Origin of the sequence: Paraburkholderia fynbosensis (genome assembly GCF_902859935.1) — a bacterium.
Taxonomy (GTDB): Bacteria; Pseudomonadota; Gammaproteobacteria; order Burkholderiales; family Burkholderiaceae; genus Paraburkholderia; species Paraburkholderia fynbosensis.
Genome location: NZ_CADIKI010000013.1, coordinates 160686 through 176554 on the forward strand (window position 1 = coordinate 160686; position 15869 = coordinate 176554).

The following is a 15869-nucleotide window of genomic DNA, read 5'->3' on the forward strand; positions in this document are numbered from 1 at the left end:
TGACCAACAACGCTTTGAAACGAGGTGCGTCATGTCGAGTGTGCAGAGCCCACGTCGGCCAATGAATTGGCGCGGCCGGCCATCCCGTCCAGGCCGCGCCGCACAAAGGCGCCATGGTAGCCAAACCCGCCGTTTCGCCGGATTCCTGCCGCTCGGGTGGCGTGCCGTCGGCTTCATCGGCAGGGGTCCGAAGTATGTTTGGCCGTACATCCTGCCGTGGTTCTTCATCCTGCTTGCGATCGGCTTTTCTTGCCTCGTCGTGCGTGGCGTGCTCAACCGGCAATTGCTGGTGCCGCCCGTAGAAACGCCGCAATCACTTTCACAGCGCGGCTACACATCGAGCTTTCTCGCGGAGCGAATCATGTCTTCGATGCGGGATATCGCTCAGGATGCCGATTCGATTCCTCACGATACGATGACCGACACCGACTCCCAACCCGACATCCAGCTTCCTGGTCAGGATATGTCGTACGCGTCGACGGTCCGCTTCATCAAAGGGATCATCAAGCGCACGGACGTGGTCGTTCATGTCGGCATCACGAAAATCAACGAGAGCTCCGACTCGTACGTTGCCCATGTGCAGATAGAAGGTGGCCCGTTCAATTCCCGCGAAAGCATCGTGCCGTCCGAAGGACGTGACCTGGAAGATTTCGTGCACATGATCGCTGTCGAAGCGATGCGCCTCGCCGAACCGAATATCCTCGCCAGCCATCTCTATTCACAGGTCCGGAAAACCAGATGCCATCCGGAAGCGTGCCGCTACAACGAGATCATCGCGATCTACGACAAGGTACTTACCCTGCCCTCACCCGAGCAAAGGGAATGGGCGCTTGCAGGCAAAGCGTGGCTGCTGACCGATCAAGGGGAGTCGAAAGCAGAAGAGGCGGAACGGCAAACCCGCGAGGCGCTGACCGTCTACAAGCATTCGGCGATTCTGCACGCGAGTCTCGGCCGTGCGCTCGCACAGCAGGAACGCCTCGACGACGCACTCGAAGCATTGCGTGCCGGCGCGAGGGAGAAATCGAAGACGGCCGAAAACCTGCGCCTTCTCGGTGACGTGCTGTTGCGCGCGCATCGCAACGAAGAAGCACTCGACGCGTTCAGGCAGGCTGACGAAATGAATCCGGGCTCCGTGGACAATCTGCACGACTGGGGCGAAGCGCTCGACAAGGTCGGCCGATACGACGAAGCGATCGAAAAGCTCTCTCGCGCCATCTCGCTGCGTCCCGATCTTGCGCCGTCCTACGCGGAAATGGGCCGGGCATTCGATCACAAGGGTGATCTGCGTGGCGCCTCGCGCAAGTATGCGCAAGCGCTGGAACGCAATGCGGGCACGTTGAGCGCCCACGAGACACAACTGGCGCGCCTCGCCAACGCAGTAGAGGGCACCGGCGCACCGGACGCGCCGAGACCCGATGCGCGCAGCCGACCCGTTTCGAATCCACTCCCAGCACTTCCGTTTCAAGCATCACTTGAAGTATCACCCAATGCCGAAGCGTAATCGCAGAAGCACCCCATGTTCCTGTCGTAGATACAGCTGAAGAGGAGAAGTCGATGGACAACTTTGAAGACGCGTTCAGGGCTCTGATTGGAAACGAAGGCGGTTACTGCTTCAATCCGGCCGATCCCGGTGGCGAAACGATGTGGGGCGTGACTGCTCGCGTCGCGCGCAGCCAGGGCTACACCGGCGCGATGAAAGATCTGCCGCTGGAAACCGCGAAGGAAATTGCCAAGCAGAAGTACTGGGATCCGCTGCATCTCGACGAACTCGAGCCGCGCGTGGCTTTCCAGATCTTCGACGCGAATTACAACGGCGGCCTCGTCGTGTTGTGGATGCAAAAAGCGTCCGGTGCGAAGGAAGACGGCAAGTTCGGCCCAGACACCCTGAATGCGGTCAAAAGCACTGACGCGATGAAGTTCGTCATGCGCTTCGCCGCCTATCGCCTGCGATATCTGCGCAATCTTCACACGTGGCCTCACTTCAGCCGCGGCTGGACCGAACGGATGGCCGAGAATCTTCTTCTGGGAGCAGCATGATGGACTGGTCAAAAGTAGCGTCGAACATCGGCAGCACTGCCCCGCTTCTCGCCGGGCTGGTAGGTGGTCCCGTCGGACTTGGCGTGACGGCTGCGGCGGCGATCATTTCGCATGCGCTCGGCACGCCGAGCGATCCGGCCTTCGTCGAACCGGCGTTGAACGATCCCAGCGCGCTCGAAAAAATCAGGCAGGCCGAGAGTGCGAACTCTCTGCAATTGCAGCAGCTGGTGGTGACCGCGGCCCAGGCGAGACTTGCGCACGAAACCGATATGGTGCGTATCGAAGCCGACGATCGGGCCAACGCGCGCGCGATGGCGACCAGCAATCGCGACTGGGTACCCAAGGTACTCGCGATGGCGGTCACCGCGGGCTTCTTCGGCATTCTGATGTTGATGGCGTTCCAGCCGTTACCGGGGCCCAACAAGGACCTCGTCAACGTGATCGTCGGCGCGCTGGGCACCGCGTGGATCAGCATCATCGGCTACTACTTCGGCACCTCGGTTGGGTCGATGCGGAAAACCGAACTGCTCGCCAAGCCTAGCGTGCCCATCACGCCGGATAGCGCGCTCACGCTGCGCGAACCGGCATCGGCACCGGCCGCGCGTGCGCAAGCCGCGCCTGCTCCAGTGCCGCACGAAGTCCTCCAGCCGTTCACGCCGGGCGGACAGGGTCCGATTTTCTCGGGCGGTTGATCAGCCGCTCTTCACTGATGCAAGGCACGCGGGAAGATTGCAGCTCGCTGCGTGCCTTGCGGGTTCGACTGGCTGCGTGAGTTCCGGTGGGATGCCGTGGCATGGCAGTGAAGGCGTCGCTGGACTACGGCGCCGCCGCCGCCATACGAAGTTCCCTGTTTTTGTCTCAAAATTCGCAACAAACAATACCTGAAGCGGCGATTACTCTCTCCGGATCGCAAAACTACAATGTAATCACTGACTACGAACAAGAACGTTCGCAGCAAGACAAAATCCGAACTGGAGGTAGTTCATTATGAAATCGCTCATTCAAGCTGTTGTCATCGCCACTGTGCTGGCCGCTCCTGTTGCTTCGTTTGCGCAGTCCAACCAGCCCGTGACCCGCGCCCAGGTGCGTGCGGAACTGGTCCAACTCGAAAAGGCCGGCTATCAACCGGGTCACGCCGACCCGCACTACCCGGCTGACATTCAAGCCGCGCAAGCTCGTGTCGATGCGCAAAACGGCACTGCTCAAGCAGCGGCGAGCGGCTTCGGCGGTGTGTCGAGCGGCTCGTCGCAGTCGGGCCACGCTGTCACGACGAACGGTCAGAAGTCGATCTACTTCGGCCAGTAAGCCTCCATCGAGCGGACAGTAAGCAGCCGATAGACGGCTGTTAGCCGATCGGCGGCATGCTTCATCGTTGTGTTATGCCGTCGTGCGCCAATCTGTCGCTCAGCGCGTTGATGCAACGCGCTCCCTGATTCAAATGAACTGGCCCGCGGCCGGGTATCCCCGAGCGCGGGCCAGTTCTGTATTCGTTACCTCCGTCATCGGGCTCCCGGTGACTTCGCCCGGACCTTCACGGTCTGGGCGCTTTTTCGGCGCTGTCGGCACGCCGTTTTTTATTCCGCGCCCTGACGGTCCGCTCCGGTCAATATGGCAACGGCCGCGACCACGTCAATCGCGTGCGATGAGATCGCCCACCTGACCACGACCAGTGACCAGACAGCTCGACAGAAAGTTTTCTCCCTGACTGCTGGCTGCAACGTCTCCAAACCCCTTCTTCAACGCGTTCGATTTGACCAGTTGCGCGCCCTGATGGCACGTGATGGTCCCGACCTCTCCGGCTTGCGCGCGCATCAAGGCTCTATCCGCCATCAGATATCCGAGCAACAGCACCACGGCAATATTGAACGCCTGTCTCATGGGTCGCCTCCTCTTTAGAAGAGACTAACGCGAACCGGAGACGCAGGGTCCTAGGGGTTTCCCGATTGATCGCTATTCAATGATGCAGATTAAATCGGGTAGTGCTGCCGGTGTTACTAGCATGTGGGATATGGGATCCGGCTCTTGCGCAGTAAAGTTGACCTGGCGCGGTACGCTTTCGGCCTGCCTCGCGCCGTGCCGAACAGCGGCTATGGCGCGCAAGGCCGCTCATCCAGCTACATGTTCTGCAGCCTTTACAGCCGCGCTTCGATCAGTCCGATGCGATTTTCGATCGCGTTGCGCACCAGTCCATTCGACGACACCAGCAGCAGCGACGACGCGATGATCCGATACACCGTATTGCGTCGTACCTTGGAAACCTTCTGCGGATCGAGCCACGCGTCGTTATCGACCAGCAGCAACAGTGTCTCGAGGCCGATCAGAATCGGCCACAAACACGCGAGACGCAAACGCACGGAAAATGCCGGAATTGCCAGCGTGTAGTCCAGAGCCTCGCGGAAATGATCGAGCGTCTTGCGCAGAAGCTCGACCAGCAGCGGCCGCGCACGCAGCGAGTTGGCCGGCACAAGCAGCTCTCGCGCAGCGAGCCCGTACTGGTCCAACATGCTCTGCGGCAGATAGCAGCGGCCGATGCGCAAGTCCTTGCCACAATCGCGCAGTACGTTGGTCATTTGCAGCGCCTTGCCGAAACGCACGCCACGATGCGCCATCGTGCCGGGATGCTCCTTCAGCGTACCCGGCATGTGCGCATAGGTCATCGTGGTCCAGAACTCACCGACACACCCCGCCACCAGATACGTATAGCGGTCGAGATCATCGTATCCGGAAAGCGCCGCGATCTGGCCGGAACGTTCGTCGGGAAAGGTGCGCAGATCGAATTCCATGCCCTCGGTCAGCGTCGTGACGATCTCGCGCACGGCCTTGCGGTCCGCTTCGCTCAATTGCGACAGCACGTCGAGCGCGGGGCCGAGCGATTCGAGCAACACTTTTTCATCGGACTGGACCTGCTGACTCGCCACTTCGTCAGCCATGCGTCGCAGCAGTGCGCCGTCGTCCGTGGCGCCGTTCACCTGTTCGCGCAGCGACAGCAGCAGCGCGAGGCGTTGTTCCGGCGAGATCAGCGAGGTGTCGGCGATTGTATCGGCCGCACGCGCCAGCAGGTATGCGAGGCCGATCGGATCGCGCATGCCGGCGGGCAGCACGCGCAGCGTGAGATAGAAGGAGCGTGAAACACCTTTCAGGAGCGGGCCGAGAAGGAAGGCCCGGGTCGGATTCGGCATGGATCGGATAGGGTCGGTATGGGCAGGAAGCGGGCAAAAAAAGCGGGCAAAAAACAGGCGCTGCCGAATTGTATACGGCGCGCGCCTTTGCCATGCGCGAGTGTTTCCACGCTTGCCTCACATCGACCGTCGAGCAGCTTCGCTCACGCTCAGATTTGATCGCCCAGCCCCAGCAGCCCGATCGCGTTCTGCTTGAGAATCAGCGGCTGCACCTCATCCCTGAAGCCGACCTGCTTGAAATCCTCCAGCCAGCGATCGGGCTGAATCAGCGGGAAGTCGGAGCCGAACAGCATTTTCCGCTTCAGCACGGTGTTGGCATGACGGATCAATTCGGGCGAAAAGTACTTCGGCGACCAACCGGACAGATCGATATACACATTGGGCTTATGCAATGCGATCGACAACGCCTGCTCCTGCCACGGCCACGACGGATGCGCGATCACGATGCTCATATCGGGGAAATCCGCGGCGACGTCGTCGAGATGTATCGGCTCGGAGTACTTCAACCGCAACCCGCCGCCGCCCCGCATGCCGGAGCCCATGCCCGAATGACCGCTGTGGAAAACGGCCGTGAGCTTGTACTCGGCGATCAGTTCGTAAAGCGGATAAGCCAGACGGTCATTGGCAAAAAACGCCTGCATGGTCGGATGGAACTTGAATCCGCGCACGCCATATTCTTCGATCAGCTTGCGCGCCTCTCGCACACCCATCTTGCCCTTGTGCGGATCGATGCTCGCGAAGGCGATCATGATGTCGCTGTTCTTCTGCGCGAATTCGGCGATCTCCTCGTTCGGAATACGCCGCCGGCCGAGATTCGCTTCGCAGTCGACGGTGAACATCACGAAGCCGATCTTGCGCTCGCGATAATGTTCGATGGTCTCGGGAATCGTCGGCCGCCTGCCGCGCTTCAGCACGGTGCCGAAGTACTTGTCGGCGGCATCGTCAAACTCCTTGCCGAATAGATCCGGCGGCTGGCAGCACGAGACTTCCGCGTGCACGTGCATGTCGATTGCAACGAGTTGGTCGAGGTTCATCTACGGATTTCCTGTCGGTGTCCGCGTTCGAGCGTCACGCATCACAGCGCGCCGCGCGCGCTCGCGACGATCACAGCGGGATCGCGCTGTGCCGTGTCGTACATTGTCTCGACGAGCGCAGCCCGATGGGTCAGCACCGCGCGCTGATTGATCGAGCCCTTGTCGGTGATCTCGCCGAGGTCGAGCGAAGGCGCGACGTCCATCAGCCGCAAGCGCGCGATGGTGGTGGCGCTGCCGGTCGCGCCACGGTTGAGCGTGTCCAGCAGCGCCGCGAAGTGTGCCCGCACGGCGGGCGCATCGACCACCTCGCGCGCACTCGCCGAAGCGGGCAGACCCGCGAGGCGCCTGCAATCGTCGAGTCGCGGAAACACCAGCAGACTGACGTCGTCGCGATTCATGCCGGCGACCACCACGTCCTGCACATACGGCGCCCCTTCGGAAATGACCCGCGCGCGCATCGGCCCGACGCTCACGAAGGTGCCCGAACTCAGCTTGAAATCCTCGGCGACACGCCCGTCGAACAGCAGCCCCAACTCGGGCCGCGCCACGTCAACGAAGCGCACCGCGTCACCGCTGCAAAAATAGCCTTCTTCGTCGAACGCATTGGCCCGCTCTGCGGCGTTCGCGCGCCAGTAACCAGGCATCACATGAGGGCCGCGATAGCGCGCTTCGAGCTTGTCGCCGACGGGCGCGAGCTTGACCTCGCAACCGTGCGCGGGCAGGCCCACGTAACCCGCGCTCATGATGGGCCCGGTGGTGAACAGGCACGATGGGGACGTCTCCGTCATCCCGAGTCCGGCCATGATGCGAATGCGCTCGCCGCAGTACTTTTCCGTGACGCGTTCAAGCCGGTCCCACGCCGCTTGCGACAACCCCGCGCCCGAGAAGAAATACACCTTCACTCGTGAAAAGAACGTCTCGCGCAACTGGGCGTCCTGCTCTAGCGCGATCGTCAGTTCTTCCCAGCCCTTCGGGACATTGAAGTAGATGGTCGGGGCGATGTCGCGCAGATTGCGCAGCGTGTCGCCGAACTTGCCGTTGACCGGCTTGCCGTCGTCGATATAAAGCGTGCCGCCGTTGTAGAGCGCGATGCCCACGTTGTGGCTGCCGCCGAACGTATGGTTCCAGGGCAGCCAGTCGACCAGCACCGGCGGCTCCTTGGCGAATTCGGGAAACGTTTCGAGCAGCATCTGCTGGTTGCTGCACAGCATGCGGTGCGTGGTCGGCACCGCCTTCGGCAGTTTGGTCGAACCCGAGGTGAACAGAAACTTGGCGATCGCGTCCGGGCTCACCGCCGCGTGAACGGCATCGACCGTGGTGGGCGTGGTGCGCAACAGCTCACTGAACGCCGTCACCTGGCGCCCGCTTTGCGGTTCACGCGGCAACGTCGCGGCGACGACTTCGACATCGGCCGGCACGACCGCGTCGATCGCCTTGGCGAACGTCTCGTAGCCGCTCACGAAGACCAGACCGGGCGTCAGCAGGTCGATCGTATGGCGCAGCTTGCCGTAGTCACCGGATGCCAATGCATAGGCCGGAGAAATGGCCGCATACGGAATGCCGGCCCACATCGCGCCGAGCGCGAGTTGCAAATGGTCGAGATCATTGCCGGACAAAATCGCGACGGGCCGCTCGGCGGACAGATTGCGCGCCAGCAAAGCCTGGCCGATGGCGCGTGCGCTTTGCAGCGCGTCCGCGTAGCTCAGGCCGATCCATTCACCGTCGCTGCCGCGGCGCGCCGCCAGCCAGCGCTCGGGATGCGCCTGCGCGCCGCTCGCAAGCCGCTGCGTCAAACGCTGCGGATGCTCGCCAAGCGCTTCGGATGCTTGCAGATACCACGTGTCTCCCTGCCGCCGCATGCGCAACGACGAAGCGCCGATCGTCGTCGCCCGGTACCGCGTCGGCGCGCCGGAGGTGTTCGTTTGTGTCGGCTCGGAATGCAAAGCCTGTCTCCCTGGAAAGGTGCCTGCGCGCCGTCTCGCGACGGCATCGGGCGCTCCGCCCGATGCGGCGGAGCAACCTTCTCTATCTACTGTTTCGATCAACCTTCGAAGCGCGGACGATCAGATCGGATAGTGGCGAGGCCCGGTCTGAATCGTGATCCAGCGCAGATCGGTGAATTCGGCAATCGACGCCTTGCTGCCAAAGCGCCCGTAGCCGCTCTTCTTCACGCCGCCGAACGGCATCTGCGCTTCGTCGTGCACCGTCGGGCCGTTGATATGACAGATGCCCGATTCGATCCGCCTGGCCACGTTCAATGCGCGCGATACGTCGCGGCTGAATACCGCGGCGGAAAGACCGTACTCGCTGTCGTTAGCAACCCGAACCGCTTCTTCGTCGTTGTCCACGCGCTGCACCGTGACCACCGGGCCGAAGGACTCATCCGCATACAGCTTCATGGCAGGCGTGATGCCGTCGACGATCACCGGTTGCATCACCGCGCCCTCGACCGTGCAGCCGACCGGCAGTTGCGCGCCCTTGTCGCGCGCGTCGTCGATCAACGCCTTGATGCGCCGCGCCGACGCCTCGCTTTCGAGCACACCGAGCACCGAGTCTGCGGCGGCCGGGTCGCCAGCCTTCAAGGTGCGTGCTTTGGCCGCCAGCTTCTCTACCAGCGCATCGGCTATCTTGCGATCGACGATTACCCGCTCCGTCGACATGCAAATTTGGCCCTGGTTGAAGAATGCACCGAACGCGATGCCGGCCACGGCCGCATCGAGATCGGCGTCGTCGAGCACGACCACCGGTGCTTTACCGCCCAGTTCGAGCAAAGCCGGCTTCAGATGCTGCGCCGCATGTTGCGCGACGATGCGCCCCACGCGCGTCGAGCCGGTGAAGTTGACCCGCCGCACCGCAGGATGCGCGATCAGACGTTCGACGATAGCCGGAGCGTCTTCAGCGGCATGCGTGACGACGTTCACGACGCCATCGCCAAGCCCCGCCTCCTGCAACACGCTGCCGATCAGCCGATGCACGCCCGGACAGCCCTCGGACGCCTTGAACACGACCGTGTTGCCGCAAGCGAGCGGCATCGCAAGCGCCCGCGTGCCGAGGATGACCGGCGCGTTCCACGGCGCCATGCCGAGCACCACGCCGCACGGCTGGCGCACGGCCATCGCGAGACTGCCGGGCACGTCGGACGGAATCACGTCGCCGTCGATCTGCGTGGTCATCGCGGCGGCTTCGCGCAGCATGTTGGCCGCGAGCATCACATTGAAGCCGTACCAGTTCGGCATTGCGCCGGTTTCGGCCACGCCGGTTTCGATGAACTGCGCGGTACGCGCATCCATCAGGTCGGCGGCGGCGAGCAGCCGTTTGCGGCGCTCGGTGGGTGCCAGCGCCGACCATGCCGGGAAAGCACGCGCCGCGGCTTCGACCGCCGCGTCCGCGTCGGCCAGCGTCGCGGCGGGCGCGCGCGAAGCGGCCCGACCATTCGCGGGACTGATCCGCTCAAACGTCTTGCCGTCCGATGCGCCGCGGCTCTGGCCGTCGATCAATAAAGTCACTTCATGCATATAGGTCGTCTCCTCGCGTGTCTGTTTCGCTCGAACCTGGGGTGCCGCGCAAAACGCTCAGCGTTTGTAGGCTTGCAGGCCCGGCTTGATCGCCTTGTCGTCGAGGAACTGCTTCAGGCCCTGCTCGCGGCCATGCTCGGGGTCGCGCAGTTGCGCCTGGTCGAGCTTGGCGTACAGGTAGTCTTCGTTCTGCTCCCACGTCAATTCGCGGCTGCGCTTGAAGCCGTGCTTGGCCGCACGCAACACCACCGGGTTCTTCTCCAGCAGTTTGCCAGCAAGCGCACGCGTCGCCTCACGCAATTCGGCGCGTGGCACGCTGCTGTTGACGAGGCCCATTTGCGCCGCCTGCTGGCCCGTGAAAGTCTCGCCCGTCATGATGTAATACAGCGCCTGACGATGCCCGACGGTGTCGGCCATTGCCTTGCTCACCAGATTGCCCGGGGGAATGCCCCAGTTGATTTCGGAGAGGCCGAACACCGCTTCGTCCGCGGCGATGGCGAGATCGCACGCCACCAGCGGCGAGAAGCCGCCGCCGAAACACCAGCCGTTGACCATCGCGATGGTCGGCTTCGAATACATGCGCAGCAGTTGCCATTGCCAGCGCGACGCGTCGCGGCGAATCTTTTCCTGCAGGATTTCCGGGCCCGCATCGACCTCGCGGAAATATTCCTTCAGGTCCATGCCGGCGGTCCACGCATCGCCCTCGCCGGTCAGCACCAGAACCTGCGCTTCGGCGTCGAGCTCGACCGCTTCCAGCACCTCGATCATTTCCTTGTTCAGCGTCGGGCTCATCGCATTGCGCTTCTCGGGACGGTTCAACGTCACCCATGCGATACCCTCGACGACATCGACCTTGACGGTTTTCCAACGGCCTTCGTAATTCATCTGTTTTCTCCGTGAATGTCGACCGACGTAGCGGCCTCATGGACACATTTAATATCAGGTTGCCTGATATGTAAAGCGGAAATTCGCAGGCTCGGTGCAAACCCCTAGCGACGGTTTCTGGCGTCCAGCGCGCTAAGATGCGGGATAGACCGAACCTCCTGTCCATCATGAGCAAAAATCAAAAGCCAGCCGCCGAACCCACCGCCGCACGCACCCGACGTTCCAGCCTGCGCCTGACCTATGTGATCGGCAGCTTGGATCGCATCCTGCGGCGCCGCATGACCGAAGCGCTCGCGCCGCTCGGTCTTACGCTCGCCCAATTCACGGCGCTTTCCGTGCTTGAGGCGAAGGGGCAGGCGTCCAATGCACAAGTCGCCGAGCGCTCGTTCATCACGCCGCAATCGGCCAATGAAGTGATGAACGCAATGGCGAGCCGCAATTGGGTCAGCCGCGAACCGGACCCGACGCACGGCCGCATCGTGCTGCTGCAATTGACGGACGAAGGGCGCGCCGTGCTGCGCGAATGCGAACTGGCCGTCAAGGCCATCGAGAAACAGATGATGGAGGGCATCGAACTCGACGTGGCCGGCGCGCTTCAGACTCACCTCGAAACTTTCGTCCGGAATCTGCGCGGCTAGATTCTCCGCGCCGCCAGAGTGCTAGGTGTTTTCACCGAAGGATTTGCACTTGTTTTATCAGCCTACCTGATATTAAATCCACACCACGATGCGGCGTGTGGAGAGACGCCGCTTGGCCTCGTAGCACACACGCCGTCGTGCGGACATCGACCCGATGCGCCGCGCGCCCCGGGGTGGCGAGGCGTCCCATCACGCGCTTGATGCCGATCTGACTACCGTTTTGCCGATGCCGTCCGTCAACCCGGACGACTCGGGCCTGCACGCGCGTTGGCGCAGGGCCGGCATCTGCCGTACTTCATCGAAACCGGAAAACCACGCACTTTAATAAGGATCACTAACGTGAAAAGAACCGGAACATTGACTCCGACGCAAGGCGTTTCCGCCCCAGCGACATCCGGCCGATCGGGCGCCGCGGTCACGCTCGGATTGTGTTTTGCCATTGCGCTGCTCGAAGGGCTCGACCTGCAGTCGGTCGGCGTGGCGGCACCGCGCATGGCGCGCGAGTTCGGCCTGTCGGTCGGACAGATGGGTCTCGCGTTCAGCGCCGGCACTTTCGGCTTGCTGCCGGGCGCCATGTTCGGCGGACGACTCGCCGACCGGATCGGCCGCAAGCGCGTGCTGGTGATTTCCGCGTGCCTGTTCGGCCTGCTCTCGATCATGACCGCGCTGGTCAGCGACTTTCACACGCTGGTGATCGTGCGCATGCTGACGGGCATCGGGCTCGGCGGCGCACTGCCGAACCTGATTGCGTTGTCGTCGGAAGCGGTCGAGCCGCGTTCGCGCAGCACCGCCGTCAGCGTGATGTATTGCGGCATTCCGTTCGGCGGCGTGATCGCCTCGGTGATCGGCGTGATGAGCGCGGGCGACGCCGAGTGGCGTCACATCTTCTATGTGGGCGGTGCGGGGCCCTTGCTGCTGGTGCCGCTGCTGCTCCTGTTTCTCGCGGATTCGAAGGCATTCACCCAGGCTTCGCACGACGGACGGGGCAAGCCCGCGCCGGTCGGCGAAATTCTGTTCGGCGGCACGCGTGGACTCTCCACCGTGCAGATCTGGGTCAGCTACTTCTGCACGCTGATCGTCCTCTACTTCCTGCTCAACTGGCTGCCCTCGCTGATGGCCGCAAGCGGTCTGTCGCGCGCGCAGGTCGGTTACGTGCAGATTTTCTTCAACGTGGGCGGCGGGATCGGCGCGCTGTGCATCGGCATGCTGATGGATCGGATGCGCTCGGGTGTCGTGGTGGCGGGCATGTACGTCGGCATCATCGCGTCGCTCACGGCGCTCTCGATGGCGCCCGGCTTCGGTGCGCTCGCGGCCGCCGCGTTCTTCGCGGGGATGTTCGTGATCGGCGGGCAATCGGTCCTGTACGCGCTGTCCGCCGCGTTCTATCCGACCGCGATGCGCGGCACCGGCGTCGGCGCGGCGGTGGCCGTCGGGCGCGTCGGCTCGGTGGTCGGGCCGCTGGCCGCCGGTCAACTGCTGGCGATGGGGCGCAGTTCGTCGACGGTGATCGGCGCAAGCATTCCTGTGACGGTGATCGCCGCCGCGGCCGCATTGCTGTTGCTGCGCCGCCCGCGCGCCGACGACTGAGCGCAGCCCCGCAAAAAGACCCGACAACAACAACACATACGTTCAATCAAACGGTTTGGAGACATCTTTCATGCAAGCATCCGCACGCCTTCTACTCTGCGGCGCACTGTGCGCGGTCAGCGGCGCCGCCGCAGCGCAATCGAACGTGACACTCTACGGCATCGTCGACACCGGCATCGAATACGTTTCCCACGCGAACGCAGCGGGCAAGAGCGTATTCCGCATGCCCGCCGTCACCGGCGAGTTTCCGTCACGCTGGGGACTGCGCGGCAACGAAGACCTCGGCGGCGGCTATAGCGCGGTCTTCACGCTGGAAAGCGGCTTCAACGTGCGCGCCGGCGATCTCGGCCAGGGCGGCCGGCTGTTCGGCCGTCAGGCGTTCGTCGGCATCAAGAGCCCGTACGGCACGCTCACGTTCGGGCGCCAGTACACGATGACCTACCTCGCGCTGATGGGCGCGGACCTGATCGGACCGGACATTTACGGGCTGGGCTCGCTCGACGCGTATGTGCCGAACGCGCGCGCCGACAACTCCATGACCTACCTCGGCAGCTATGCGGGGGTGACGCTCGGCGCGAATTATTCGTTCGGCCGCGACGCCGCGGGCACCGGCAACTCGCCGGGCCAGGGCACCTGCACCGGTTCGGTTCCCGGTCATGCCACGGAATGCCGTGAATGGTCAGTCATGCTGAAGTACGACGCGCCCTTGTTCGGTGTTGCGGCTTCATACGAAGAACAGCGCGGCGGCAGCACCGCGGCGGCAAACTTTTTCGACGGCGTAGCGCCGACTCCGCTCATCAACGCCGCCGACAAGGATATCCGCACGCACGTGAGCGCCTACGCGAACCTCGGCAGCAAGGCCAAGCTCGGCGTGGGCTGGCTGAATCGCCGCGTCGATACGTCGTCCGCCGCGCTCGCCGATGTGCGCTCGAATCTGTTCTTCGTCGCGGCGTCGTATTTCGTGACGCCTGCTTTCATCGTCGACGGCGAGGTCTATCACATCACCAATAGCGACCACGACACGCGCGCCACGATGGGCACTCTGCGCACCACCTATCTGCTGTCGAAGCGCACCGCCGTCTACGCGCAAGGCTCGTATCTCGCCAACAGCGCGAAGGCCCGCTACTCGGTCAGCGGCGGGGGCGGCGGCACGACACCTTCTGCAGGCACCGGCCAGACCGGCGTGATGCTCGGCATTCGTCATTCGTTCTAGGAGATCTCGCATGAACATGAAGCGCACTTCCATCGCGCTCGCAGCGGCTGCCGCGCTCGGCCTCTCCGCATGCGGCGGCAATGACACTGACAGTGGCAACAGCAGCGCCAATGCGTTGCCGCAACTGAGCGCGGCCACGCCCGGCACGCTCGCGGGCAATTGCGCGGCGCTGGCCGCGAAACTCACGTTCGCCAACACGGTTTTCACCACGGTGACGGACGTGGCGGCCGGCACGCTGAAAGTGGCCGGCAAACCGATTGCCGAACACTGCCTGATCCAGGGCAACATGAACCAGCGCGTGAGCAGCGTCGACGGCAAGACGTATGCGATCGGCTTCGAGATGCGCTTGCCGCTGGCATGGAACGGCCGCTTCTTCTACCAGGCCAATGGTGGCCTGGACGGCAACGTCCTGACCGCCACCGGCGAGATCGGCGGCGGCGGTCCGACCAACGACGCGCTCAACATGGGCTTCGCGGTCATCAGCTCGGATGCGGGACATAGCGCGTCGCAGAATCCGCTGTTCGGGCTCGACCCGCAGGCGCGCATCGACTACGGCTATCACGCGGTCGCCACGCTCACGCCGATGGCCAAGCAGGTGATCAAGCTCGCATACGGCAAGGCACCGGACCGCAGCTATTTCGACGGCTGCTCCAACGGCGGCCGCCACGCGCTGGTCGCGGCAGCGCGCTCCTCGGCCGAATACGACGGCATCATTGCGGGCGACCCCGGCTTCCATCTGCCGAAGGCCGCGATCGGCGAAATGTGGAGCGCGCAACAACTGGCGAAGGTGGCGACCGCGACCACGGCCAATGGTCTGCCCGACATCACGACCGGTTTTACCGCCACCGAACGTCAGATGGTCGCCTCGAAGATACTCGCCAAATGTGACGCGCTCGACGGCGCCAGCGACGGCCTCATTCAGGATATCAAGGCTTGCCAGGCAAATTTCAGCCTGGCCAACGACGTCCCCACCTGCGCGAACGACGCGCGCGACGGAAGCTGTCTGACGAGCGCGCAGAAGGACGCGATCGGCAACGTGTTCTCGGGCGCGCGTAACAGTGCGGGTACGGCGCTGTACTCAAGTTTTCCGTACGACGCGGGGCTCGGCCAGGGCTGGTCGGCATGGAAGCAGGCTAATTCGATCACGCTCGATCCGGCCGCTGCGGCTTTCACGTTCACCACGCCGCCGCAAAGCGCCGCCGTGTTGAGCCAGTTGTCCGCCTACGCGCTGAACTTCAGCATGGACACCGACGCACCGAAGATCTTCGCCACCAGCGGCGCGTACAGCGAGTCGGCCTGGTCGTTCATGACACCGCCCGACGAAACCAGCCTGGGTGCATTGAAGCAACGCGGCGCGAAGCTGATGGTTTATCACGGCACGAGCGACCCGGTGTTTTCATCGAACGACACGACCGACTGGTATCAGCGTCTCAGCGCAGCCAACGGCGGCGACGCATCGAACTTCGCGCGCCTCTACACGATCGCCGGCATGAACCACTGCAGCGGCGGCCCGAGCACCGACCAGTTCGACCTGCTCACGCCGATGATCGCGTGGGTCGAGCAGGGCAAGGCGCCAGACAGCGTGGTCGCGAGCGCGCGCGACGCGAGCAGCATCACGCCCAACGCCGACGTGCCCGCCGGCTGGGGCTCGGGACGCACGCGGCCACTCTGCGCGTATCCGAAAGTGGCCCGCTACCAGGGCGGCGACGTCAACGCGGCGAGCAGCTTCGTGTGTAGCTAAGCCGCTGGGAAGCGCGGGCCGGGACCCGGACCCGCCAGCG

Annotated in this window: 15 protein-coding genes; 9 read left to right on the forward strand and 6 right to left on the reverse strand. The window is 63.5% G+C overall.

Translation table 11 applies throughout. The annotated features are described in order from the left end of the window. Window positions 1-31: 31 nt before the first annotated feature. The 5 genes from HV770_RS22040 (at window position 32) to HV770_RS22060 (ending at window position 3342) form a co-directional block, all read left to right on the forward strand. Window positions 32-1501, forward strand: coding sequence for a tetratricopeptide repeat protein (locus HV770_RS22040; protein WP_175162932.1), 1470 nt, complete (start codon window positions 32-34; stop codon window positions 1499-1501). A 53-nt stretch (window positions 1502-1554) separates the two neighbouring features. After that, window positions 1555-2037 (forward strand): glycoside hydrolase family 108 protein, encoded by a 483-nt coding sequence (locus HV770_RS22045; RefSeq protein WP_175162935.1) that lies wholly within the window; start codon window positions 1555-1557, stop codon window positions 2035-2037. Then, the gene (locus HV770_RS22050) at window positions 2037-2729 is read left to right on the forward strand and encodes a hypothetical protein (protein WP_175163056.1); all 693 of its coding nucleotides are present in this window, start codon (window positions 2037-2039) and stop codon (window positions 2727-2729) included. Before HV770_RS22045 ends, HV770_RS22050 begins: the two co-directional genes overlap by 1 nt. Window positions 2730-2830: 101 nt before the next feature. Then, entirely contained in the window at window positions 2831-3028 is a 198-nt protein-coding gene (locus tag HV770_RS22055) for a hypothetical protein (RefSeq protein ID WP_175162936.1), read from the forward strand. Continuing rightward, on the forward strand, window positions 3025-3342 hold the full coding sequence (locus HV770_RS22060; RefSeq protein WP_175162938.1) for a DUF4148 domain-containing protein: 318 nt from the start codon (window positions 3025-3027) through the stop codon (window positions 3340-3342). Before HV770_RS22055 ends, HV770_RS22060 begins: the two co-directional genes overlap by 4 nt. A 324-nt stretch (window positions 3343-3666) precedes the next feature. Here the strand turns inward: HV770_RS22060 and HV770_RS22065 are convergent, their stop codons facing one another. The 6 genes from HV770_RS22065 to HV770_RS22090 form a co-directional block, all read right to left on the reverse strand. Next, window positions 3667-3915 (reverse strand): hypothetical protein, encoded by a 249-nt coding sequence (locus tag HV770_RS22065; RefSeq protein ID WP_121323630.1) that lies wholly within the window; start codon window positions 3913-3915, stop codon window positions 3667-3669. Between the two features lie 254 nt (window positions 3916-4169). Beyond that, window positions 4170-5216, reverse strand: coding sequence for a phytoene/squalene synthase family protein (locus tag HV770_RS22070; RefSeq protein ID WP_175162939.1), 1047 nt, complete (start codon window positions 5214-5216; stop codon window positions 4170-4172). Between the two features lie 149 nt (window positions 5217-5365). Continuing rightward, complete coding sequence (locus HV770_RS22075; RefSeq protein ID WP_175162941.1) at window positions 5366-6250, reverse strand: amidohydrolase family protein; 885 nt, start codon at window positions 6248-6250, stop codon at window positions 5366-5368. 41 nt (window positions 6251-6291) lie between these two features. Further along, the gene (locus HV770_RS22080; RefSeq protein WP_175162943.1) at window positions 6292-8193 is read right to left on the reverse strand and encodes a feruloyl-CoA synthase; all 1902 of its coding nucleotides are present in this window, start codon (window positions 8191-8193) and stop codon (window positions 6292-6294) included. 120 nt (window positions 8194-8313) lie between these two features. Next, the gene (locus HV770_RS22085; protein WP_175162945.1) at window positions 8314-9765 is read right to left on the reverse strand and encodes an aldehyde dehydrogenase; all 1452 of its coding nucleotides are present in this window, start codon (window positions 9763-9765) and stop codon (window positions 8314-8316) included. Between the two features lie 57 nt (window positions 9766-9822). Further along, window positions 9823-10650 carry a p-hydroxycinnamoyl CoA hydratase/lyase gene (locus tag HV770_RS22090; protein ID WP_121323634.1) on the reverse strand — a complete coding sequence of 276 codons (828 nt, stop codon included), beginning with the start codon at window positions 10648-10650 and terminating at the stop codon, window positions 9823-9825. Between the two features lie 167 nt (window positions 10651-10817). On the opposite strand from HV770_RS22090, the gene HV770_RS22095 reads away from it, so the two are divergent. The 4 genes from HV770_RS22095 to HV770_RS22110 all read left to right on the forward strand — a co-directional run bounded on the left by HV770_RS22095 (window position 10818) and on the right by HV770_RS22110 (window position 15829). Further along, a complete protein-coding gene (locus HV770_RS22095) occupies window positions 10818-11288 on the forward strand; it encodes a MarR family winged helix-turn-helix transcriptional regulator (protein ID WP_175162947.1) in 471 nt (156 codons plus the stop codon). Between the two features lie 339 nt (window positions 11289-11627). Further along, window positions 11628-12875 carry a 3-(3-hydroxy-phenyl)propionate transporter MhpT gene (gene mhpT, locus HV770_RS22100; RefSeq protein WP_425497463.1) on the forward strand — a complete coding sequence of 416 codons (1248 nt, stop codon included), beginning with the start codon at window positions 11628-11630 and terminating at the stop codon, window positions 12873-12875. A gap of 70 nt (window positions 12876-12945) precedes the next feature. Continuing rightward, window positions 12946-14088 (forward strand): porin, encoded by a 1143-nt coding sequence (locus HV770_RS22105; RefSeq protein ID WP_121323637.1) that lies wholly within the window; start codon window positions 12946-12948, stop codon window positions 14086-14088. 16 nt (window positions 14089-14104) lie between these two features. Then, window positions 14105-15829 (forward strand): tannase/feruloyl esterase family alpha/beta hydrolase, encoded by a 1725-nt coding sequence (locus HV770_RS22110; protein WP_175162949.1) that lies wholly within the window; start codon window positions 14105-14107, stop codon window positions 15827-15829. Window positions 15830-15869: the final 40 nt, after the last annotated feature.

Excerpts from the sequence above, each read along its gene's own strand:
- HV770_RS22040 (WP_175162932.1), top strand. The coding sequence starts at position 32 with ATGTCGAGTGTGCAGAGCCCACGTCGGCCAATGAATTGGCGCGGCCGG.
- HV770_RS22045 (WP_175162935.1), top strand. The coding sequence starts at position 1,555 with ATGGACAACTTTGAAGACGCGTTCAGGGCTCTGATTGGAAACGAAGGC.
- HV770_RS22050 (WP_175163056.1), top strand. The coding sequence starts at position 2,037 with ATGGACTGGTCAAAAGTAGCGTCGAACATCGGCAGCACTGCCCCGCTT.
- HV770_RS22055 (WP_175162936.1), top strand. The coding sequence starts at position 2,831 with ATGGCAGTGAAGGCGTCGCTGGACTACGGCGCCGCCGCCGCCATACGA.
- HV770_RS22060 (WP_175162938.1), top strand. The coding sequence starts at position 3,025 with ATGAAATCGCTCATTCAAGCTGTTGTCATCGCCACTGTGCTGGCCGCT.
- HV770_RS22065 (WP_121323630.1), bottom strand. The coding sequence starts at position 3,915 with ATGAGACAGGCGTTCAATATTGCCGTGGTGCTGTTGCTCGGATATCTG.
- HV770_RS22070 (WP_175162939.1), bottom strand. The coding sequence starts at position 5,216 with ATGCCGAATCCGACCCGGGCCTTCCTTCTCGGCCCGCTCCTGAAAGGT.
- HV770_RS22075 (WP_175162941.1), bottom strand. The coding sequence starts at position 6,250 with ATGAACCTCGACCAACTCGTTGCAATCGACATGCACGTGCACGCGGAA.
- HV770_RS22085 (WP_175162945.1), bottom strand. The coding sequence starts at position 9,765 with ATGCATGAAGTGACTTTATTGATCGACGGCCAGAGCCGCGGCGCATCG.
- HV770_RS22090 (WP_121323634.1), bottom strand. The coding sequence starts at position 10,650 with ATGAATTACGAAGGCCGTTGGAAAACCGTCAAGGTCGATGTCGTCGAG.
- HV770_RS22095 (WP_175162947.1), top strand. The coding sequence starts at position 10,818 with ATGAGCAAAAATCAAAAGCCAGCCGCCGAACCCACCGCCGCACGCACC.
- HV770_RS22105 (WP_121323637.1), top strand. The coding sequence starts at position 12,946 with ATGCAAGCATCCGCACGCCTTCTACTCTGCGGCGCACTGTGCGCGGTC.
- HV770_RS22110 (WP_175162949.1), top strand. The coding sequence starts at position 14,105 with ATGAAGCGCACTTCCATCGCGCTCGCAGCGGCTGCCGCGCTCGGCCTC.